This is a genomic window from Enterobacter cloacae complex sp. 6730903 (assembly GCF_048283985.1).
Lineage (GTDB): Bacteria > Pseudomonadota > Gammaproteobacteria > Enterobacterales > Enterobacteriaceae > Enterobacter > Enterobacter hormaechei_C.
Genome location: NZ_JBLVXX010000013.1, coordinates 66260 through 87416, shown reverse-complemented (window position 1 = coordinate 87416; position 21157 = coordinate 66260). Strand labels below are relative to the sequence as shown.

Below are 21157 nucleotides of genomic sequence, written 5' to 3'. Positions count from 1 at the left end.
AATGATTCGGTATACGGAAGGATTATCGCTCTGCGCGATACACCAGATCGCCACGCGGAACAGGCTGAGGCTGAAGGCCGAGCCAGGTGTTGTACCCTAATCGCCCGGCGCTACCGAGCGTGGCGCCCTGCACCGCATCGGCGCGCAGGATCACCCGTGTTTCCCATTCAAATTCCACCCCGGCGTACTGTCGCACCCAGTCGCGCAGCTCGGTCACCCACCCTTCGCCCGGCAGAAAACGGTTGTAGTCGTCTGCGCTCAACGGGCCAATCTCAAGCCGAAATTTATGCTGCACGTCGCGTACCGCAATGCCGAGAAAAGCGGACTCTCCCATGCGCGGCAGGCGACGCCCCTCACCCAGCTGTGCCTGCTCCCGCGTTGAGAGCGGCATCCACTGCGGGACGTTGGCCACCAGCCTGACCGGCACGTTGAAATAGTTGCGCAGGATCTTCTCCAGCCCTTCCGGGTCCCGTCCGTGGCGGGTAAGGTGCCCGGCGTGGGTAAAGCGGGCATGCGCGCTCAGGCTGCCTTTCGACATCTGGGCAGGCTGCCCCATGCCAATCAGCGATGCCAGATACCCTTCGAAGCGCCTGTTGTCGTCGCGATCCAGTGAAACGGCAGGCTGCGCGTCCGCCCAGGCGCGGTAGAACAGCAGCGTCAGGCGGTGGTGAAAGAGGTCGGCAAACGCGCTGAGGCTGTGATCTTGATGATGATGAATACGCTCGCGGGCATACTCAGTCATGTGCACCGGCAGCGGGCCGTTAGGACCAAACAGGCCGAAGCTCAGAATGGAAACCTCATGCAGTCCGTTCTCTTCCCGCTGCCGGACCTCGGCAACCGTTGACGGCGCAAAGCCCATTGAAGGCTGCTGACCAATACGCAGCGGCTCAAATTTCGGCAGCGGCGCGCGCCCCAGCGGGTAACGTTCACCGCCCTGGGCATCAATGCGTCTTAACAGCTGGAACAGATCGTAGCGCCACGGCGTCTCGCGCACTCCGCGCCAGAATGCATCGGGCAGCGGCGTCAGGCGATGCACGCGCAGCGTTGCAGGGGCAACTTCACTCATACCAGCGCCCTTTTACCCATGCGCGGCGCCCAGTAGCCGATTTCGCCCCGCTGCTGGCTCTTGAGCGTGAACTCCGTAAAGCTGTTGATGGAGACCAGGCGGGCAAAAAGGCGTTCCAGCACGCTGCCGAAAAGCCACGGGCTGGCGCCGGAAAAGGCGCGTTCGTCCACCGTCAGGGTGATGCCGATCCCGCGGGCGAACACCACCGGGCCGGGTTCCGGCACGCGGCGGTGCACCGGCTCCAGCACGCAGTGGCGAACGCCATCCACCTGACGGGCAACCGGCGTCTCGGCGAGGTTGGCGTACAGCCCTAACAGCTGACGCAGCGCGGCAGCGCCCTCTTCGTTTTCGCTGTCCATCAGGCTGAGGTAGTTCATTTGCAGCTGGCTAATGAGCCGCCAGGTGCTGAACCCTTCGGCCAGCGCCGGACGCGGCGGCGTCGGGCCTTTACGCAGGGTCAACGCCTTCACCGGCATGGAGTCGGCCATAATAAACTGCCCAAGCTCCTGCTGGAGCATCAGCGGCAGGTCGCGGCTGGTGCACAGCACCTCGGCGGAAATGTAGCGCAAATTCTCCTGCCACGGCGCGTGCTGCGCATCCACCAGCGAGACGAAGACCTCCGAGCCGATATAGCCCGTGCGGGTGCCATAGCGCAGCGCGTGTTCGGAGAGAACGCGCTGCTCACGGCGCAGGGAAAAATAGGCGCCGTAGTTGCCCGCGTCTCCGCTCCAGGTACTCCAGAACGGACGAAACGTCTGGTCGTCCCGTTGCCCATCGGCGCTGGCATAGATTTTTTTCACGGCATAAATTTCATAATCCAGCGGGCGGATGTTATCCACCACCAGGTGGTATTCATGCTGGCTTTCGCTCAGCTTCTGCCGGGCCGCCACTTTCGGGAACAGGTTGATCACCGGCGTGCAGTGCAGCGCCAGGTGGCTGGCATCCACCACGCGCTCCAGCTGATCGTCGCTCTTGTCGAGCAGAATGAATATATCAAACGCTTTTTCGTCTTCGCAGCGCTGGATTAGCTTGCCCAGCCCGCTCAGGCTGATGAAACGAAAACGCGCCGGGAACGCAAAGTACTCCTGCAACAGGCGATAGCCGTCGAAGTTGCGCAGATCGTCCGGGAGCAGCGCCTGGTCCGCAGCAAAGCCTTCCTGACGCAGGGCGTCAGACGACAGCATCTGGCGCTGGGGCTGCTTGCTGACCGTCTGGCAGACAATACCCGCGTGGTGCTCCATCACCAGCTCCAGCAGCTTCAGCGCCTCGATGTCCGGGCCGCTTAAGAAGAACTCCAGGCGGTCAAAGTCCAGGTGCCCGAGATGCTGCGGGCCATCGCAGGCAATGCGGATCCGCAAGGCGCTGCTGATCCCCCGCTGGCTCAGGCCGAGCTGGGCCAGCGGCAGATCGGCGGGAACGCCGCCCAGCTCGATCCGCTCAATTTTTAACGGCAGCAGGTTCACCTCGTGCGCCGTGGTATAGCTGCACGTAACGCCGTTTTTTTTCAGCGCCAGGCTGTCCATCATGGTGCCGCGCGGCACAATAAAGCCTTTGCTCAGGTCGCCCCGGCTGCTGTCGGGCTGAATTTCAGCGATCGCCATCGACGGCGTAGGCGCCAGATAATTTGGCGCAATCATCTCCAGCATACGCTGTGAAAAGCGCGGGAATTCGGCGTCCATTTTCATCTGCACGCGGGAGGTCAGGAAGGCGAAACCTTCCATCAGGCGCTCAATGTACGGGTCCGCCACTTCGATGCCGCGCATGCCGAGCCGCCCCGCCACTTTCGGGTAGCGTTCGGCGAACTCTGCGCCCATCTCGCGCAGATAGGCCAGTTCACGGTTGTAATATTCGAGCAGTTTGCTTTCCATAATTACCCCGCATCCTTCAGTTCAAAATGGCCGTTCTCAAGATCGACGTCGGTGCGAAAGAGAAACTCCAGCGGATACGGTACGCACCACAGGCGGCCTTTGATTTCGATAGACAGAACGTTGTGCAGATCTAACGAGGAGGTATCGGACACGCAGCGAACCTGAAGCCCCTGCGGCAGGATCCGCGGTTCAAAGTTAATAATCGCTTCGGTGAGCTTGCGCTGAATGTCGTGCCATTCGATATCGGACATTCTTTTCCCCGCCAGCGGCGCGACGCCAAAGTTAACGACGGAACGGCTCACCTGCGTCAGCCCGCTCAGATCGCTGGAGGCATCGTGGTTAATGGTGTTAAACAACCACTGTAAATCCCGCAGGACGTTACGACGCAGCGCGGCGTGGGTGATCAGATTGCTGTTGGCGGACTCGCGTTTTTTTTCCGGATCGTTATCCGTCAGGCGATCCAGCAGTGAGGGCTGCATTTTGTCGCGCGCCCCCACTTTCTCCTGCCTGCTGCGGGCCTGCCAGCCGCTGCGCAGCAGATCGCCTTCGCCAGCGGGATTACTCATCCGCACCATCCGAGGTGAATGTCACCAGGCTCAGGGTAAGCAGCGGGCTTTCGCTTTGCTCGCTCAGCCAGGCTTTCTGCCCCATGCCTTCATACAGAGCGCCGTCATCGTCCAGCGGGAGCCACTCGGTGGTGCGCCCCAGCTTAACGCTGTCTGGCGCCCCGTCAGCAAACGGATAACGCGCCGGGATCTGACACACCTGCTCGGTGCCGTCCGTGAGGCGGACCAGCGCATGACGCCACACCAGATCGGTCACGCTGGCCGGAGCCTGAAAACGGATCGCGTCGATGGCGCAGAACGGCACCCAGAAATAACGGCCATTGACCAGGGTTTCACACACCGGCCCCAGACGGGCATCGCCGTCCATCAGCCATTCAAAGGTGTGGCTCTCTTCATTTTCCAGCGTGACCTGCCCGCGGCTTGCCGGAGCCTGTTCGAGTGCCGCCAGACGCAGCGTTTGCGCATTCCCGGCGCTTTCGGTCAGCGCCTGGGCTAACGTCGTCAGCCACGGCCACTGCGCCTCGGGCATTGCCGGTCGCGCCTCTCCCGCGAATACGCGCGCCCGCTGCTGTTCACCCTGAATGGCCTGCTCCAGCAGCGTTACGGTCGGTTTTGCCTGCGGCTTCAGCGCCAGCCAGCTTTTCAGCTGGGTCAGGGCGCGCGCCCAGTTGCCACTGAGGATCAGGAACTGCACAAACGCGGCGCGCAGATCGGCATCCGCCGGACGGGTTTTGATATCGGCTTCCAGGCGAAGCAGCGCGTCGCTAATCGACTCACCCGCCAGACGTTGATAAAGCGTATTCATAGCCCCTCCTTAATTCGCCGCGCGCCAGGCGCCCACTGCCGGATCGCGCAGCTGCGGACGCAGCGTGTCAATCAGAACAACGTTCAGCTCCGCGCCCGGTGCAACCCATGCGCTCCAGATCTTCTTCACCTCTGCGATACGCGCCTGGAGTCTGGCGTCGTCGCTGGCGATCTCACGGGTGATTTCCACCGCCACCGTGCCGTTGCTCTTCCAGCCGTTCAGAGTGTTGTCGTACGGCAGGATCATCCAGCTCTGGTCGCTGTTCGGGGTGCTGAAGACCATGCGCTCTTTGTTGACGGAGGTGATCAGCGCCTTTTCAGGATCGACCGCGTTGTTCAGCCCCATCACCGGGAAGCCGTGAATGTAGGTGACCGGAATCGCTTTCTGCGCCCCGTTACGGTTCTGCGTCACCACGGTGTGGCCGCTGAGCCAGCTGCCGTTGCCGCAGCGGGTGGTGTCGGAATCCGGAATAAACAGCGCTGGCGCGGAGGAACCGCCCTCCCAGAAGGTGCGCAGGTGGCAACCGTCCTGAAGGGTGAACTCCTGCCATGGCGTACGATCTGCCGCCACGGTGTGCGTCTCCGGATTCTGGTCAGGCGGCAGCAGCGCGCCTGAGGTGGAGGTCGTTGCCGCCGCCGTTTCCTGCTGTTTCACCACCAGCGCCCAGTCCTGCGCTTTAGCCGCTGTGCCCCGGGCAAGCGTGGTGCCTTCCGGATCGTTAAGCGTCCAGCTCAGGGTATTCAGCTTGCTGCACTGGTGCTCCAGCAGCGAGCCAAGGCGCGGCACGAAGTTTTCCAGCACCGAAACCTCTTTCTTGCCGTTCGCCACGATACGCAGCGCCACGTCCGCCTTACACCAGCTTTGCGGCGTATTGTCTTTTATGTTGTCGATCCAGATATCCAGCTTCTGCGCAGGAGACTGCACGATGCGGAAGTTTTCAGCCTGTGCGGTGGTCGCCAACGTCAGAAGAGCCAAACCCGATAGCCAAAGTTTCATATCAATCCTTGTGTGTCTAATCAGTTCCGCAGGGAAGAAATTGTGCTGCGTCAGAGAGCGTATGCAGCAAAGTGGTGTCCTGAGGGTTGCCCATCCACACCGCCACGGCGGTATAGTTATCCTGAGCATTGCCCTCCTGTTCGGCATTCTTTTGAATGATTTGGTTCATTAAGGTCAGCCACTCCTGTGGCGTATTGACCATGTGCAGCGACTGCTTCATCTGCTCTTCGCTGACGCCGTGCCAGAAGCCGTCGGTGCAGAGTAAAAAGGCATCACCGTCCTCCACCTGCACGACATCGCTGTAGCTCGCTTCCGGTCCGCCATTCTCAATACCCAGCGCCAGATACAGCAGGTTGCTGTTGAGATCGTCGGTCTGATGCCCGGCATCTTTCATCTGCTGGACGAGGCTGTGATCGGTGGTGACATGCCACAGCCAGCCGCGGCGAAACAGGTACAGGCGGCTGTCTCCGGCGTGCGCCCAGTAAGCCAGACGGTAATCCCTGTCGATAAACAGGCTGACCAGCGTGGTGCCCATCCGGCGATAGTCCTGCACGGCCTGTTGTTCGCTGAGGATGGTGCGGTTCGCCGTTTGGACGTAGTCACGAATATGCTGCGCATTCAGGTGCTTGTCGCCATCAAAGCGGGAAATAATGCTGTTGCGGGCCAGCTCAGCGGCCACCTCGCCGCCCGGCAGGCCCGCGATGCCGTCACAGACGACAAAGCAGGCTGAACGTTCCCCGATGGTTTCTCCCGTCTGATCCTGGTTGCTGGCGCGCGTCCCCTGGCGGGAGAGAGAAGCCGTTGCGATATTCATTTTTCTTCCGATCCGCTTTGTGAGTCTTTGTACTGATTGACCTCCATGTCATAGGCATGGAGGAAGGCTTCGCCAAACAGGGTATGGAAGTCGTCCTCGATCTCGCCCGCCGTCTCGCCATAGCTGCGAACGAAATAATCCCACAGCGCGGCTTTACGGCTGCCCGGCAGCGCCAGGCGTGACGTCATCCCGTTCTGCTTCGCCTGCTCTTCCAGCTGTTCCGGGTTAAAGGATTGCAGCATGGCGGCGATAATGGCGCGGATACCAGAGATCATCCCTAGCTGGTGTGCCTGGAGATCGATCAGCGCATCACGCACCGATTTGGTCGGCGGCATAAAGCCCGGCATCGGCGTGCCGAACATCTGGATCAGCACCGTTTTCCCGGTCGGCAACAGTTTGAACGGGTTGTTCGCATCGTCGAGCACCATGGTCATATCGGCTTTCACCCCACGCTTGAGGATGGAGCGCGAGGAGAGCAGCGCCACGGTCCCCTGCGAGAACATGCCCAGGATCTGCCCCAGCTGACGCATATTTTCCCGGTCGAATTGCGGTACCGGCTGCATTTCGCTCAGGCCCATGCCCTCCAGCAGCGCCTCCAGCAGTTCGCCCTGAAGCACCTCGCCCCGCTCGCCGGTCTGCGCGGAGGCAGCAGGCGATGCAGCGTTTTTAACCGGGTCGATACGCAGGCGGCCTTTAGGCGCCTGCGCGTTGCTGCGCGCCACGGCCTGCGGCGTTGGCATGGTGAAGCCAGCGTAATCGGGGCGCGCGGGCTCCTCTTCCGCGCGCGGCGCGTCCTGTGGTTCAGTCGGTTCCGGATCGAACAGCGGTGAGCTGGCCAGCGCATCCTCTTCCTGTGCGGCTTGCGCTTCAGGCTTTGGCTCCGGCTTATCGGCCACGATTTCATCCGGATGGGTTAACGGCGCGCCGCCCATCAGGCCGAGAGGGTCATCGTGACGCGCGGCAGGTGCGCTCGCCGACCCGCCAAACAGGGCTAACGGATCGAGTTCGTCCGCCGCCTCTTCCTTTGGCTGGGCAGGTTTGCTTTCGTCCGGCTGTACCAGCGTTGAAGGGGTGATATCGTTAAAGATGCTCTCTTTTTTAAACAACGCTTCATCGCTAAACAGCGTGTCCGGGTCAACGTTTTTACGTTCAAGCGACGGTTCGGCGTCGTTAAACATTGCCAGCGGATCTTCGGCATTCCGCTCCGGGGCCGCAGGCTGGGAGAACGGGTCGTGGGAGGCCGCGGGCTGTGGTTTTGCCCGGTTGCTGGAGATGCTGTCGGAGATGGAAAACTCCTGCATCAGGCTGTCCCAGATTTCCGACGGCACGGCCGTAGGTTCAGCTTTTCCGCGAGGCGCGGCGCTGGCCGGTTTCGGTTGCGGCGCTGGTGCAGGTGTCGCCGCTGGGCGCGCCTGCTGCATGCTGGCCGCCATGCGGCTTACGGGCTGGATGTCATGAATGAGTTCGCTGACTTCAATGCGATAATCATCAATACCGAGAATATCCCCATCCTGAAGCTCAACCTGACGCCCACGCTCCAGCGGGATATCATTCAGTACCACGCGGGTAACGCTGCCGCGGTTCGTGACGCGGCATTCGCCACTGGCGTCGACGTGAACGATGGCCTGCAAACGCGAGATGGTGCGGTCATTGTCCGGCAGCACCAGATTGTTATCCGTACCGCGCCCAATGGTGCCGCCCGGGGCATAAAAATCACAGCTGCTTTGCGGCGGCTGATGACCGGGTTTCGTAGAAATAATCGTGAATCGCATGGCGTATTCCTGCTGGTATGATTAGCGCTCAAACGCTGCCGCTCTCGGGGGTGAGAACGGCGGGGTTTGGGGGTTAAGGGCTGATTAAAGCTATTTGACTACATTCAGGAAAATAATGCCGATAAGCAGCCATAGCGTAAAAAGTAAGGCCTGAACTTTATAGCGTCGATGCAGTTTTAATATCCAGCCGATTCTCTCTTCCGGTAAAGCCTGAACGAATTTATAGGCATCGTCCTGAACATTTCTGTCTTTGGTAAATTTCATCTTCACGCCTTTGCGAAGACGAACAAACCAGATTATTTTTTGATAGTTCGCCAGCGAACCAAAAAAAGATGCGTAATTTGTCACCAGATCGAGATCGTAGCCTTTTTGCCGATATTCTGAAAGAAGCTGATTATATTCGGCCTCGTGTTTTTTAAAATAACGGGAACTGATGAGGTCCATGATTACAACCATCAGGAACAAGGCCACAATAAGAAAGAACAGTAAACAGTCCATATACACCATAATATACTACCAAGGCTGGCGAAGTTGCACTCATCTTGAGCTCCATCGCAGATTGTGACTTGAAGACGCCAGATGGTACGGTCAAATCTCCTGGCAATATCGGTGAAACGCTATTTTTGGACATTGAGCAGACGAATTGCGTCGCTATTGGCAATTAAGCTGCACTTTAATATCTGATAATTACCCGGTTCGGTACCGCCTACCTGCTCTTTAAGTAAGGAAACAATCACCTTGTCAGCTTTTTCAAAATTCTCTGGAGGTAGATCGCTTGCTTCGAGCCATGCAGCGGCACTGGCCTCTGCATCATCCTTCAGGATTTTACTATCTGCAATCTTGCTGATGCATCGATTTTGCACCCAGTTTTCAAAGATTTGTTGCTGAGTAAAAGCACTAACATCAGGCAGTGTTTGGGAGTAAGCGACTGAGGCATTTAAAACCAATACAAGCAGCAACAAACGTTTCATTTCAGGCTCCACAATGTTGCGTTTGTAGGAATAAATGAACCATTGCCAGGAGAGCCAAGAAAATGACAATCATCAGAGCAAATATTTCCATTCCACAGTGTTACATGTCCGGTTGCATCATACCAGCCATGTCCGGTAAATATGATGATGCCCTGCTTGCCTGCAAATTGTGCAGGAGTTGGTGAAGAGACTGACATATCTGCACTGCCCAGAACTGTGGGTAGGAATGCAATCATATCTTTGACACGGAACATGTACCGCTTCTTGTCATTCCCGGTCACTGTTGCATATTTACTATTAGAAGGTATCGGAATGCCACAATAGTTTAAAACGTAGCTCATACGAATGGGGCAGGCATTTTTAAAAATTCCGGCTTCAATATTGTGCTGGACTTTCCCACCCAATAATTTGCCCACCGTTTCGACATTGACATTAACTTCTCTGAATCTGTTCCAGGCGGCACCAAAAGCAGGACGCATAAATATTTTCCCTTTTAGAAAATACAGGCTAAAGTGAGCCCTTTCGGGCCCACTTCTGTTACGCTTCTTTGTTTTCTTTGATGTTCCAGCCAGCGCTGCTTTCAGCACCTTTACCACCGGCAGTGGTCTGCTCCCAGTACTGCTGTTTCACTTTCGCAGCCTGGAATGCATAGGTCACGCCAACGGTATCGCCGTTGTCTGCACCCGTGTACTGAACGGAAGTCACGAGAACGTCTTCCAGGGTGATGCGGGTGTATTCAACCTGCTGACCACCCGCTTTGCAGACGGACAGTTCAACTTTGGTCAGGTGTTTACCGCTTGCGCAGTGTTTCAGGATTGCTGTAGTGGATTTGTCGATCAGAGCGTTAACGTGCAGGTCGTTAAAGTTCACTTTACCGGCACCGCCGCCACCGCCAACGCTCATATTACCTGGCTGGGACGCGCCCCAGGAGAAGGAGGTAATATCAGTCCAGCCGGTGTGGTTAGAATCTTTAGATTCGCCCGTAACACCCTCGACCTTCAGAAACATATCAATAGCCATAATATCTACTCTTCGTGGATGAACAATATTGCTTTCGAAAAAGCCCTTATATGGCAAACAGGAAAGCATGGGGCTGAATAAAACCGTCCATATTTTACCTCTGCCTCATATCAAACGACCCGTGTCATTTGACAGTCTTACATTCCCCCTGAATGAAAGGAAAGAATGTGAAGTCTTTTACTATTGTGGATTATCCTGAATCCAGGTGCGGTCAGGATTTCCGATGATTAATTGAGGAACAAGTTGATTAAGTTCGTCACTATGATAAAGACGCAGGCAATTTAAGGTTACGCCTTTTACATCGGGTTTTCTCTCAGAATGAAAGGCGTTGGTTGCGCCTTTATATTTATTAATAAGAGCATTGATTTTGTCATTGCCATTCTCAATATCGAAAGGTACCCATTCCAGTAAGGCGCTACTGCTACGGGCTGCATCCAGAGAAAACTGGCTTTTATCATCTGCAACTTGTGCCAGGCAGCGAGAAAAAACAACGTCTTTAACAACTTGCTTATAAGGCATTTTTTTGACAAACGACACCGGATCGTCAATTGCATACACAGAGGCGGAACTGGTGAGCAACAGTAGACTAGCAATCATTTTTTTCATGGCAACTCCCAAAAATTAGCTTTGGTCGTCGAGTAATTCGTCTCCGGCGCATTGAAATAACAGTGATCCGAACAGGTTAAACCATTCCAGAATGTTGCATGACCTGCGGCGTCACTCCAGCCCTGTACCTCAAACAGAATGACGCCCTTTTTGTTGGCTAATTGCTGAACGGGTAAGGAAGGATAACTCACGATCATGTCAGGTTTACCCCACTGACGCGTCAACCAGGCAATGACATCCTTTACGCGGTAGAAGTACCATTTATTATCAGCACCGGATACCGTGAGATTTGCAATACGCGGAACGGGATGCCCGGTATAGTTAAGAACATAACTCATGCGTACGGCACAACTATTTGACCACCCGCCCTCGTCTGGCGGTATTTCGAAGTTGTGCTTAACTTTGCCGCCGATAACTTGCTTAACTTTGCCGATAGAATCATTTGCATCGTAAATACGTGTTGCCGCCGCCCAGGCAGCAACAAACGAAGGTCTCGCGGTCATATTTCCTCTCAAATTTCCATACTATAAAGCTAACGCCGGGCAAGGCCCCCCGGCGGCAATTATCATTACGCGTCCTTCGTCTTCAGCGATGGCAGTTTAGATACCAGACGCAGGGAAACGGTCAGACCTTCCAGCTGGTAGTGTGGACGCAGGAAGAACTTCGCGGCGTAGTAGCCAGGATTGTCTTCAATTTCCTGCACCTGCACTTCCGCCGCCGCCAGCGGTTTGCGGGACTTGGTCTCCTGGGAGGAGTTCGCCGGGTCGCCGTCCACGTAGTTCATTACCCAGTCGTTCAGCCAGCGTTCCATCTCTTCGCGCTCGCGGAAGGAGCCGATTTTGTCGCGCACGATGCACTTCAGGTAGTGAGCAAAACGGCAGCAGGCAAACAGGTACGGCAGACGGGAGGCCAGGCGCGCGTTAGCGGTGGCGTCCGGGTCGTGGTACTCGGCCGGTTTTTGCAGAGACTGCGCGCCGATGAAGGCGGCGAAGTCGGAGTTTTTGCGGTGCACCAGCGGCATAAAGCCGTTTTTCGCCAGTTCCGCTTCACGACGGTCGCTGATGGCGATCTCGGTCGGGCACTTCATGTCCACGCCGCCGTCATCGCTCGGGAAGGTGTGGCACGGCAGGTTTTCCACCGCCCCGCCGGATTCCACGCCGCGAATCGAGGTGCACCAGCCGTACTCTTTGAAGGAGCGGTTGATGTTGGCTGCCATCGCATAGGCCGCGTTCGCCCAGGAGTAGCTGTTGTGGTTCGCGCCGTCGGTCTGCTCTTCAAAATCGAAGCTGTCCACCGGGTTGGTGCGAATACCGTACGGCAGACGCGACAGGAAGCGCGGCATCACCAGGCCCAGATAGCGGGCATCTTCCGATTCACGCAGTGAACGCCAGGCAGCGTATTCGGTGTTCTGGAAGATCTTGGTCAGGTCGCGCGGGTTAGCCAGCTCCTGCCAGGACTCCATCTGCATCACGCCCGGCGCGGTGCCGGTGATGAACGGACAATGGGCCGCAGAGCCGATGCGCGCCATCTCGCCCAGCAGCTCAACGTCCTGCGGGCTGTGGTCGAAGTAGTAGTCGCCCACGATGCAGCCAAACGGCTCGCCACCGAACTGGCCGTACTCCTGCTCGTAGATTTTTTTGAAGATCGGGCTCTGGTCCCAGCCTACGCCCTTGTAGCGTTTCAGGGTGCGGCCCAGCTCCTGCTTGGAGATGCTCATAAAGCGGATCTTCAGCATCTCGTCGGTTTCGGTGTTGTTCACCAGGTAGCTCAGGCCGCGCCAGGCGCTCTCCAGCTTCTGGAACTCCTCGTGGTGAATGATCTGGTTCACCTGCTGCGAAAGCTGCTCGTCAATACCGGCAATCAGGTTCTGAATGGTGCGGTAGGTATCGTTTGAGAAGGTCACGGTGTTTTCCAGCGCCTGCTGCGCCAGGGTTTTAACCGCGCTTTCTACGGCAGAGCGCGCCTGATCGGTTTTCGGGCGGAACTCTTTATTCAGCAGCGCGCTGAACTCGTCCTGGCTGAACGCCTGGCCCGCCTGCTGATCGTGTTGTTGAGTCTGGTTGCTCATTGATTATTCCTCGCTACCTTTCGCACTTTCGTCATTTTTTGGCAACTGGCTCAGGGATTTGAGCAGCGTCGGATCCTGGAGAATTTTCGCGATCAGCTCTTCCGCACCGTTTTTACCGTCCATGTAGGTCAGCAGGTTGGAGAGCTGGGTACGGGCTTCCAGCAGCTTGTTCAGCGGCTCTACTTTGCGGGCCACCGCGTCCGGCAGGAAGTCGTCCATGCTGTCGAAGGTCAGATCGACGTTGAGCTTACCTTCGCCGGTCAGGGTGTTATCCACCTGGAACGCCACGCGCGGCTTCAGCGCCTTCATGCGTTCGTCGAAGTTGTCGATGTCGATTTCCAGGAACTTACGCTCGTCGACGGCTGGCAGATTTTCCACCGGCTTGCCAACCAGATCAGCCATAACGCCCATCACAAACGGCAGCTGAATTTTGCGTTCTGCGCCGTAGATCTCTACGTCGTACTCGATCTGCACGCGGGGAGCACGGTTGCGTGCGATGAATTTCTGTCCACTGTTACTCATTGCCATGATGTTCTCCATCAAAGATGCGCGGTGAAGGTGAAACGGCAGACTCCATGCCTGTCGTCATAATGCCAGGACGCGTCATTCGCGGCGTCCAAAGATGTTTTCCAGTTGGTTAACGCCGTCTGGCGCCAGGTCGCGAATAATGTCCATAAAGTTGAGTTCAGACAGCCGCTGCACCCGTTCAATCATCAGCGGTGCGGGATGGCTGGGTTCGTACTGCGCAAAATACTGTTTCGCTTTTTCCAGCATCAGCTGGGCGTCGGCGCGGCTGGTCACCTGCACGCTGCGCCAGTCCGTCACCTGCTGAACGGGCGACGCGGCCACCGGCTGCGGCTCGGCATGCTGTTCAGCCTGCGCGTCACGGTTCGGCAGCAGCTTGCTGATATCGGTCACCTGACAGGCGCTGGAAACCAGCCCGACGGTTTTCAGCAGCTGTTCCATCTCCGGGACGCCACTTTCCCCGAGATAGCCGGTAAGCAGTTCGCGGATGGCCAGCAGGCGTTCGTTGATCACGATTACCGCTTCGGTGCCGGGCTGATCGCCCCGGGCCAGCTCATCGATCAGTCGTGGACGACCGCCCGGATAATCCGGACACTCGGTTTTACTGCCGTCAAGCAGCGCCTGGGCGTCACGGAGCGAAATCTCATCGCCGTTTGAGCGGAGCAGTGAGGCGTTACGCACCGCGACCGTCAGGTCAGATTTATCGCTCAGCCCGGCGAGGGCGTTAATGCGGTAGAACGGATCGGTTTCGCCATACTCTTCCAGCAGCGGGTAAAGTTGCTCCCAGTAACGGGACAGGGCTTCCTGCACCAGCAGTAGCCCGTCGGCGTAACCTGCCAGCCCGCGACGACGCGTCCAGGCATGGGTTAACGCCAGCATGACGCGAAGATCTTTGGTGCGACCCAGCAGGCTGGTGGCGAGTTTTTCCACCGTGTTCCAGTCGGCAGGCTCTGCCGGAATGATGGTGTCGCCAAACTGCTGCTCGGCTTTGCCCTGACTGGCCTGCCCCATGGCCTGGAAATCAGCGTCGTACTCCAGGTTTTCACCGCAGGGGTTATCGGGGCTTATCGGCGCGAGAAATTCATCGATATTCATAAGATCCCTGCTTATTCAAACATAGGCGGGTAAAGACCGTGGCGGCCCGGACGGGCGCCGCCTGCCGGATCGAACAGCAGCGTAAAGAGCTGCCCGGTGAAGTTTCCGCTGTGGACGTGGGTGTACAGCGGATAGCCGTCGCAGCGGTTTGTCCACCAGTAGCTGGTCTGACGCAGCGGATCAAAACACTCCGCCGCCTGCGGCCAGCCCAGCGTGCTCTGACCATCGTCGTCATAGCCAATCACGTCGAGAATGTCGGAACGCTTTTGCGGCTCAACCGGCTGGGGCGCCGGGATGGTCATCAGCATTTCATCCAGCTGGGAGGCAGAATAGCTGTTACGCACCGCGTGCAGCCCCAGACGGCCAAGCTGCTGGTACCAGCTTTCAGCCTGCCCGAGCAGGCGGGATGACCACTCGGCGGGGGTGAAGCTCAGTTGCAGGCATACCGGATAGTGGCGGCCTACGCTGTCACGGCCCGGCAGCAGGCAGCCCATCTGAATCATCTGGCTACCGAGCATCGGCGGGACGACAAAGTTCCACACCGGGGCTTTTGAAAACGGGCGCTCGCCGCTGCGCTGCTCTTCCTGTTGCCAGGCCAGCAGGCCGACCTGGAACCAGTGCGACCACTGGCGTTGCAGGGTATCCGGAAAGCGACGCTGCAAAAAATCTCCGGCGCTGGGTAATTTGCCATACCAGCTATAACGGTTCATCGCAGGGGTATTCGTCATACGGCTGTCCTTGCGGTTATGGGCATGAGAAACGGGGAAGCTGGAACGGGTTACGGATGCTGTTCGGGGCAAACTCCAGCGTGACCTGATGTCCGTCGACGTTGAAGGTCGCCTGACGGCTCAGGCTACCCGCGCCAGGGCTGGTGCGCGCCTTGTCGAAAAAGCGGTTGAGCGCCCAGGAACCGTTAGTTACCAGCGTTGCGGTGCTGCCATTGGCCAGACCGAGCTGCATACGCACCTGGTTCGTCCCGCCCGGCCCCGGCCAGGTCATGATCTGCACCGCCTGCGGACCGTGGCTGTAGCGCAGCAGCTGACCGTCCACGTCCAGCGTCAGGTTCAGAATGGTGTTGTCCATCCGCACGGTGCGCACCGTGACCTTAAAGGATGGCGTGGTCGCGCCGTTGGCAAAGAAGGCATCGCGGACAGACTGCGCCTGCTGGAACGGACGCAACAGCCCTTAGCTGCCCGGCAGCGTTTTACCGTCGATGCCCGGCATAAAGCGCCAGTTCGCCTGGGTGGTGTCCACCTTGTTGGTCAGGTTGTCGCGGAAAAAGGTGTCCATCAGACCGGTGCCCGGCGCGAACATGCGGGCGAGATCGTCCGGCGTCACCTCGGTGCTGGCGCTGCGCACCAGCGGATAACGCCCGGCAATCGCCTGACGGCAGAACCCACCCACTTCCACGTTGATGCGCTTACGCACGTTCTCCAGATCGCGACGCTGGGTGTCGCTGCTGGCGCCGACGGCCATATTGCTGAACATGGTTTGCAGCCCGCCCGGCAGACGGCCCGCGCTGGCTTGCAGGCGGCTGATTGCATCCCCGCCCGGCGCAGGCATACCGCTGTTTGCCGCATCCTGAACGGCGGTCAGGTAACGATAAAGCTCGTCAACCTGCTTAAGAAAATCGTCAAAGACGATGGTCTTGCCACCCTTCTCCAGTGGCTGCGCCAGCTCAATCATCGGCGCATAGTGGTCAGTCACCAGTTGCTCAGGCGCCTGCGTCACAACCGCGCCCTGCGTCGGGGCATTGTCACCGTTGCTGAACAGCGCTTCCAGCGTGCGGGTGGCGCGGTTGCTTTGGTCTTCCGCTTTCTGCGCATCTTCCGGCGCAGGCGCAGTGCGCGACAGGGTCAGCACCTTGCTCAGGTTAAGCACCAGACGGCGCAGCGGCGAGTTGGTGCCTGAAAGCAGGCGCGCGGTGTTAATGCGCTGGGAAAGATCGGCGCTGTTGTTGAGCTGAATGTCAGCGAGAAAGCGATCCCAGTTGACGATAAAGTCGCGCATGTAGAGCTGGCGCACGGCGTTATCGATCTGCTGTTTATCTTCCTGGGCGGTGGTCGCTCCCAGTACCCAGGCGTCGTCCTCGTGCAGGGCGGTGGTCACGCTGTCGATCTGGTCGTTGAAGCTCTTCCAGTAGCCGTCCGGCGTATAGAGGCCCGGTACGCCCTCACTCACCGGCTTGCCGCTTTTACGGGAAAACACCAGCTCGCTCTGCGGGCCGCCGAGATCTGAAAGCGAAACCGGCTTCAGGTTTTCATCATGCTCCAGCAGACGTTTCAGGCGGCCATAGACGCGTGTTGAGAGCGGCTGCTGGTTGATAAGCGCCCTTTCACGTGCGACCAGATCCTCATCCTGCGCATACGGTGAAGCCTGGATTTTTGGCTCCAGCAGCTGGGTCAGGTGCCATTCCAGCTCCTGAAGCTGCGCCTGCGTCACGTTCTGCGGCAGGTTGCGTTGCAGGTTAAGCATCACCCACGAGTGCAGGAATTTGCCGTCATAATGCTTCGGCTGGTAGAGCATCTGATAGGCCTTCAGCGCCTCATAGCTGTACTCCACGTCGCTGCCGTTGTCGTTGCGCAGCCAGGTGGTAATGTGCATTGCCACGGCGGGCAGCAGCATCTGATCCAGCGCCTTCTGATACAGAGACTGCGAGGCATCGCTGACGTCATCCCCGCGATAAAGCCCCATGCGGCGGGAAACCGGCGGGTCGTTAACGTCGAAGGCATCGCTTTTCGGCAGATCCACCAGGCTGTTAAGCAGCGGCAGAAGCGCAAACAGATCGCGCTGGGGCTGGTTTTGCAGCGCCTTGCTCTGCTGCTCCAGCATCGGCACTTTTGCGTCCACCTCTTCCAGATAGGCTTTATTTTTGGCGTAGCTGGTCAGCCACAGGCCACCCAGGATCACCAGCAGGGCCAGCAGCGCCGCGTAGCCGGACCACATCACGGCGCGGTTGCGCAGCTCCCACCAGCGGTTTTCCCCGGCGATGCCCGCTTCCTGGAAAATCACGTTTTGCAGCAGGTTTTTAATGAAGAAGCTTTGGCCCTTCGCGCCCGGGATCGGCGCCTCTTTGCTCACCGAATCCCAGCGCGTGCTTTCTTCCCCTTCGGGCAAGGAGAGCGCGCGGTTCAGCTCGCCCATCACGCGGTCAAACGGCATCCCTTCCTGAGTGCCGCTGGCAAAGTAGATGCCGCGCGGCGAAAATTCGGTTTCGAAGTTTGAGCGGGCAAAGACCGTGCTCAGGTAGTCTGCCAGCAGCGGACGCAGCGCGGCGAACTCCTGCGGGAAGAGATAGGCTTCCGCACGGGTTTTGGCGTCATGCTCTTTGAGCATGGTTTCCGGCAGGCCGGCGTCCAGACGCTGTTGCAGCAGGGAAAATTCCTGCTGGAAGTTGCCCATCAGGTCGTAATCGGCGTGTTTGGTCTGCTCCCACGGCAGCGTGAAGCCCCAGATCTGGTCGCGCTGGGCTTTGTCGTAATCCGCAAACCAGGCGCGGAAGCCTTTAAGCAGGTCCGCTTTGGTCACCATCACATATACCGGGAAGCGAATACCCAGCTGTTCATGCAGCTCGGAGAGACGCTGGCGCAGGTTGACCGCCTGCTGGCGCGAGGCCTCAGCGGACTGCGAAAGCAGGTCGGAAATGCTGATGGTGATAATCACGCCGTTGATGGGCTGGCGACGGCGGTATTTACGCAGCAGGTTGATAAACTCCAGCCACTCCCCGGCGTCCTGAACCTGCTCGCTCTCCTGAGTGGTGTAGCGCCCCGCGGTATCCAGCAGAACCGCCTCGTTGGTGAACCACCAGTCGCAGTTGCGCGTGCCGCCAATGCCGCGCAGCGCGGTTTTACCGAAGCGGTCCGCCAGCGGGAATTGCAGCCCGGAGTTGGCCAGCGCGGTGGTTTTACCGGAACCCGGCGCGCCAATAATGACGTACCACGGCAGCTGATAGAGGTACTGCGTGCTAAAGCGCTGCGTCCACTGCGCGCCATGTCCCGCTTTGCTGAAGTGGGCTTTTTTCAGCATCTGGGCGGCTTCATCGAAACGCCCGGCAAGGATCTGCTCCTCGCTGTTCAGCCGTTTCTGCGGATCGGCCGCCTCCGGGCTGGTGGTATTTTCGTTGAGCTTGTCCATCAGCTTACGGTTCAGCCAGGCGTTATACAGCCGCGGCAGAATGTGGCTCTGGGCCCAAATAAGGTAGACCACCGCAATGCTGATGACGCGGTTCTGCTCTGATTCAAGGGGCCGGGTATCCACGATGGACAACAGCGGGCCAATCATCCAGATGACCGCCGCGAGCGCCGTTACGCCCAGGAAGCTCCACAGAATGCGATTGGTCAGTATAGAAAGTAGAGTTGTCAGCATCCTTAGTTTCCTTGCGGCAATCCGTTCAGCTCGGCCTGGGTATTGTCAGGCGATACCAGCAGCGTAATCTCCACGCGGCGGTTACGGGCGCGATTTTCAGGCGTGGTGTTAGGCGCTACCGGGTTGATCTCGCCCCGCCCTTCGGCTTTGACGCGCTCAGGCTGCGAGAGGCTGCCCTGGAGCTGTTTTTGCACCGAACGGGCGCGCTCAAGCGAGAGTTCATAGTTAGAGGCGAAGCGTGCGCTGCGGATCGGCACGTTGTCGCTGTACCCCACCACCAGAATTTTGCCGCTGACGTTATTCATCGCCTGGGCGATGCGGTCGATGACCGGCTCATAGCGCTCGCGCACCACCGTTGAGGCCGAGGCAAAGAGTCCGTCCCCTTTCAGGATCACCACGCTGCGATCCGCCTCATCCTTAACGGCCACCAGACCGGCATCAATTTCCGGTTTCAGGAAGCCGCGCAGGTTCAGCACCGCCGGCAGCTGACGCGCAGGCTGCTGGATCGTGGTTTCCGGCAGTTGGGACTGGTAAATTTTCGCCAGCACCGGGCTGGTGTTATCACCCAGACGCCAGTTCAGCACGATATAGAACAGGCAGGCGATAAAGCCGACCAGCGCCACGCACGCCCAGAGAGGGATCATCGGCCGCCAGAGCTTGCGCAGAACGGGGCGATCTTCCGGATGCGGCGAAAGCGGCGGCGGGTAGCTGCCGCGCACGCCACGGATCATCTGCCACAGGCGCTGTTTGATGGTTTCAAGCTGGGTCCGGCCATTGTCCAGCACGCGGTAGCGGCCTTCAAAGCCGAGCAGCAGACAGTAGTTGATCATCTCCAGCAGCAGAATGTGTTCGCGCGGATTCTGCGACAGACGCGCCAGCAGCTGGAAAAACTTCTCGCCGCCCCAGGTTTCGTTATGAAACGTCACCAGCAGACCATTGCTTGACCAGACGCCGCTGCTTCCCCAGGGGGTCAGCGCGGCGGCTTCGTCCAGCGCCGTGCAGAGGCAGTAGCGCGCGCCGACAATCACTTCATACGGTAAGCCCGCCTGCTGGCATCGCACCTCGAAACGGCGAATTTCGTCAATCAGGCGCTGGCGCAGCCCGACCTGATCGTCGTGGGAAACCGAATGACGGATTTGCGGAATCGCATTGAGCAGCGGATTGGCGGCCGCCACCAGCTGATTGTTCCCACTGGCTCCGGTAAACACGGCATCACTGCCGGTATCCTGTCGTTCCTGCATATTAAGCGCTCGCTTTATTATTCTGTCGGGCTACGGATGGCCCAGAACTCCATATCGAGACCCGGGAATTCCCCTGCGAGATGCAGCGCGAATGCCCCGGACTTGTCCATCTCGTGCCACAGTTCGCTGCCCCTCTCGAGTTCGAAATAGCTGTAGCCTGCATGCCACGGGATCTGCGGCGGCGCGACGGGCATTGCCCGAAGCATGATGCCCGGCAGCTGGAGCTGAACCAGATCGCGAATTTTCGACACTGGCGCAACCTTCATCTGAGCAGGGAAATGGGTTTGCAGGTGTTCGCCGGGGACATTGGCTTTTACCGCCAGCACGAAGCCGAATTCGCGGACCATGCTGGTCTCCGGCACGGTGGCGATGTTCAGCCCGTGGGAGCGTTCGTGCAGCGGCAGCTGGATGGCATGATCTTCCATGACCAGCGACAGCCCCTGACGCAGCATCAGCATCAGTTTGCTGAAGCAAACGGCGAGATCGTCATGGTCGTAGACCGGCAGTATGCTCTCTGCGGTACGCTGCGGCGTCCAGGTGGCGAGCTCCGTGGCGAACGGCAGCCAGCTGCGCCAGAGCGCTTCCGGGTGAAGCAGCGGCAGCGTTTTTAAATGTGAGACGTTCCCAAGGTGGCGGTTGATCAGCGAGAGAAGCGTGAACTCAACCATCTCAGACGTATTGAAACGCCCCGGCTGGCGCAGTCGACCGCCGATCTGCTGGCTACGCTGCACCAGCAAGCCGTGCAGGTCATTGATCATGCCGTACAGCTGCGGGCTGTTATTGGCGTTCAGCATTGGCGGGATGTAGCTGTTATCCAGCCGCACGTGGTTGTCGTTGCGCTTTTCGGTGACGTACGCCACGCCGATGGCGGTCCATTCTGCCGTCAGATCTTTCTCCAGCATCAGGGTCAGACGCAGGCGGCCAAACTGGACCGTCGCCTCCCCGACCGACATGGCGTTGTCGTCTTCCACCTCTTGTTCAAAGGTAATAAAACGCGCCAGAGAAGACGGCTCCTCGCTGAAAATCACCTCTTCACGGCCACCGCGACGAACCGGCAGCGCAAGCACCACCTTTTCGTTGGTGAGATTATCGGAGATTTTTAGCGGGGCCGGACCATTGCGGTCGCTGCGAACCTGGAAAAAGGTGCCGTCAGGCAGCAAACCGCTACAGTAGCTGAGGGCAATACAGCCCTGGCGTAGCATCGCTTCATCCAGCTCAAGGTCGAGAAAGCCCCAGAGATACGATCGCTGCAAGGCCCCCCACTCACGAACGTGGTTGAGGAGGTAACTTTCTGTCCGCTGGAAATGGTGGGGACGCAGGAACATGCCCTCGGTCCAGACGACCTTTTCTGCTTTCGTCATGATGATCTCTTTCCTGTT

Annotated in this window: 19 protein-coding genes and 1 pseudogene; all 20 read right to left on the bottom strand. The window is 58.4% G+C overall.

The annotated features are described in order from the left end of the window. Nucleotides 1–22: 22 nt before the first annotated feature. The gene (gene tssG, locus ACNQ0W_RS09445) at nt 23–1066 is read right to left on the bottom strand and encodes a type VI secretion system baseplate subunit TssG (protein WP_022651406.1); all 1044 of its coding nucleotides are present in this window, start codon (nt 1064–1066) and stop codon (nt 23–25) included. Then, nucleotides 1063–2934: a type VI secretion system baseplate subunit TssF gene (gene tssF / locus ACNQ0W_RS09440; protein ID WP_062933508.1), complete on the bottom strand. Its 1872-nt coding sequence runs from the start codon at nt 2932–2934 to the stop codon at nt 1063–1065. The genes tssG and tssF overlap by 4 nt, the downstream gene beginning before the upstream one ends. Before the next feature lie 2 nt (nt 2935–2936). Then, nucleotides 2937–3500 carry a type VI secretion system baseplate subunit TssE gene (gene tssE / locus ACNQ0W_RS09435; protein ID WP_015570336.1) on the bottom strand — a complete coding sequence of 188 codons (564 nt, stop codon included), beginning with the start codon at nt 3498–3500 and terminating at the stop codon, nt 2937–2939. Beyond that, nucleotides 3493–4305 (bottom strand): type VI secretion system accessory protein TagJ, encoded by an 813-nt coding sequence (locus ACNQ0W_RS09430; RefSeq protein ID WP_062933507.1) that lies wholly within the window; start codon nt 4303–4305, stop codon nt 3493–3495. The genes tssE and ACNQ0W_RS09430 overlap by 8 nt, the downstream gene beginning before the upstream one ends. Before the next feature lie 9 nt (nt 4306–4314). Continuing rightward, complete coding sequence (locus ACNQ0W_RS09425; protein WP_062933506.1) at nt 4315–5301, bottom strand: hypothetical protein; 987 nt, start codon at nt 5299–5301, stop codon at nt 4315–4317. 16 nt (nt 5302–5317) lie between these two features. Then, the gene (locus ACNQ0W_RS09420; RefSeq protein WP_003859969.1) at nt 5318–6115 is read right to left on the bottom strand and encodes a PP2C family protein-serine/threonine phosphatase; all 798 of its coding nucleotides are present in this window, start codon (nt 6113–6115) and stop codon (nt 5318–5320) included. Further along, nucleotides 6112–7887, bottom strand: coding sequence for a type VI secretion system-associated FHA domain protein TagH (gene tagH / locus ACNQ0W_RS09415; RefSeq protein ID WP_116329850.1), 1776 nt, complete (start codon nt 7885–7887; stop codon nt 6112–6114). Before tagH ends, ACNQ0W_RS09420 begins: the two co-directional genes overlap by 4 nt. Nucleotides 7888–7977: 90 nt before the next feature. Further along, nucleotides 7978–8385, bottom strand: a complete 408-nt coding sequence (locus tag ACNQ0W_RS09410; RefSeq protein WP_062933522.1) for a hypothetical protein — start codon at nt 8383–8385, stop codon at nt 7978–7980. A 119-nt stretch (nt 8386–8504) separates the two neighbouring features. After that, nucleotides 8505–8858, bottom strand: a complete 354-nt coding sequence (locus ACNQ0W_RS09405) for a T6SS amidase immunity protein Tai4 family protein (RefSeq protein WP_062933504.1) — start codon at nt 8856–8858, stop codon at nt 8505–8507. Further along, a complete protein-coding gene (locus ACNQ0W_RS09400; protein WP_017384299.1) occupies nt 8855–9337 on the bottom strand; it encodes a type VI secretion system amidase effector protein Tae4 in 483 nt (160 codons plus the stop codon). Before ACNQ0W_RS09400 ends, ACNQ0W_RS09405 begins: the two co-directional genes overlap by 4 nt. Before the next feature lie 58 nt (nt 9338–9395). Continuing rightward, nucleotides 9396–9878 carry an Hcp family type VI secretion system effector gene (locus ACNQ0W_RS09395; protein WP_014884229.1) on the bottom strand — a complete coding sequence of 161 codons (483 nt, stop codon included), beginning with the start codon at nt 9876–9878 and terminating at the stop codon, nt 9396–9398. Between the two features lie 180 nt (nt 9879–10058). After that, entirely contained in the window at nt 10059–10484 is a 426-nt protein-coding gene (locus ACNQ0W_RS09390) for a T6SS amidase immunity protein Tai4 family protein (protein ID WP_047735527.1), read from the bottom strand. Then, the gene (locus tag ACNQ0W_RS09385; RefSeq protein WP_047051736.1) at nt 10481–10987 is read right to left on the bottom strand and encodes a type VI secretion system amidase effector protein Tae4; all 507 of its coding nucleotides are present in this window, start codon (nt 10985–10987) and stop codon (nt 10481–10483) included. The genes ACNQ0W_RS09390 and ACNQ0W_RS09385 overlap by 4 nt, the downstream gene beginning before the upstream one ends. 65 nt (nt 10988–11052) lie before the next feature. Beyond that, nucleotides 11053–12552, bottom strand: a complete 1500-nt coding sequence (gene tssC / locus ACNQ0W_RS09380) for a type VI secretion system contractile sheath large subunit (RefSeq protein ID WP_006810956.1) — start codon at nt 12550–12552, stop codon at nt 11053–11055. A gap of 3 nt (nt 12553–12555) precedes the next feature. Next, nucleotides 12556–13080: a type VI secretion system contractile sheath small subunit gene (gene tssB, locus ACNQ0W_RS09375; RefSeq protein WP_008502644.1), complete on the bottom strand. Its 525-nt coding sequence runs from the start codon at nt 13078–13080 to the stop codon at nt 12556–12558. Nucleotides 13081–13155: 75 nt separating this feature from the next. Continuing rightward, a complete protein-coding gene (gene tssA, locus ACNQ0W_RS09370) occupies nt 13156–14172 on the bottom strand; it encodes a type VI secretion system protein TssA (RefSeq protein ID WP_015570331.1) in 1017 nt (338 codons plus the stop codon). Nucleotides 14173–14183: 11 nt separating this feature from the next. Further along, nucleotides 14184–14900 (bottom strand): type VI secretion system-associated protein TagF, encoded by a 717-nt coding sequence (tagF, locus tag ACNQ0W_RS09365; RefSeq protein ID WP_015570330.1) that lies wholly within the window; start codon nt 14898–14900, stop codon nt 14184–14186. Nucleotides 14901–14916: 16 nt separating this feature from the next. Next, nucleotides 14917–18537, bottom strand: a pseudogene (tssM, locus tag ACNQ0W_RS09360) (type VI secretion system membrane subunit TssM). 2 nt (nt 18538–18539) lie between these two features. Then, on the bottom strand, nt 18540–19778 hold the full coding sequence (locus ACNQ0W_RS09355; RefSeq protein ID WP_062933503.1) for a DotU family type VI secretion system protein: 1239 nt from the start codon (nt 19776–19778) through the stop codon (nt 18540–18542). A gap of 17 nt (nt 19779–19795) precedes the next feature. Beyond that, entirely contained in the window at nt 19796–21139 is a 1344-nt protein-coding gene (gene tssK, locus ACNQ0W_RS09350) for a type VI secretion system baseplate subunit TssK (RefSeq protein ID WP_062933502.1), read from the bottom strand. Nucleotides 21140–21157: the final 18 nt, after the last annotated feature.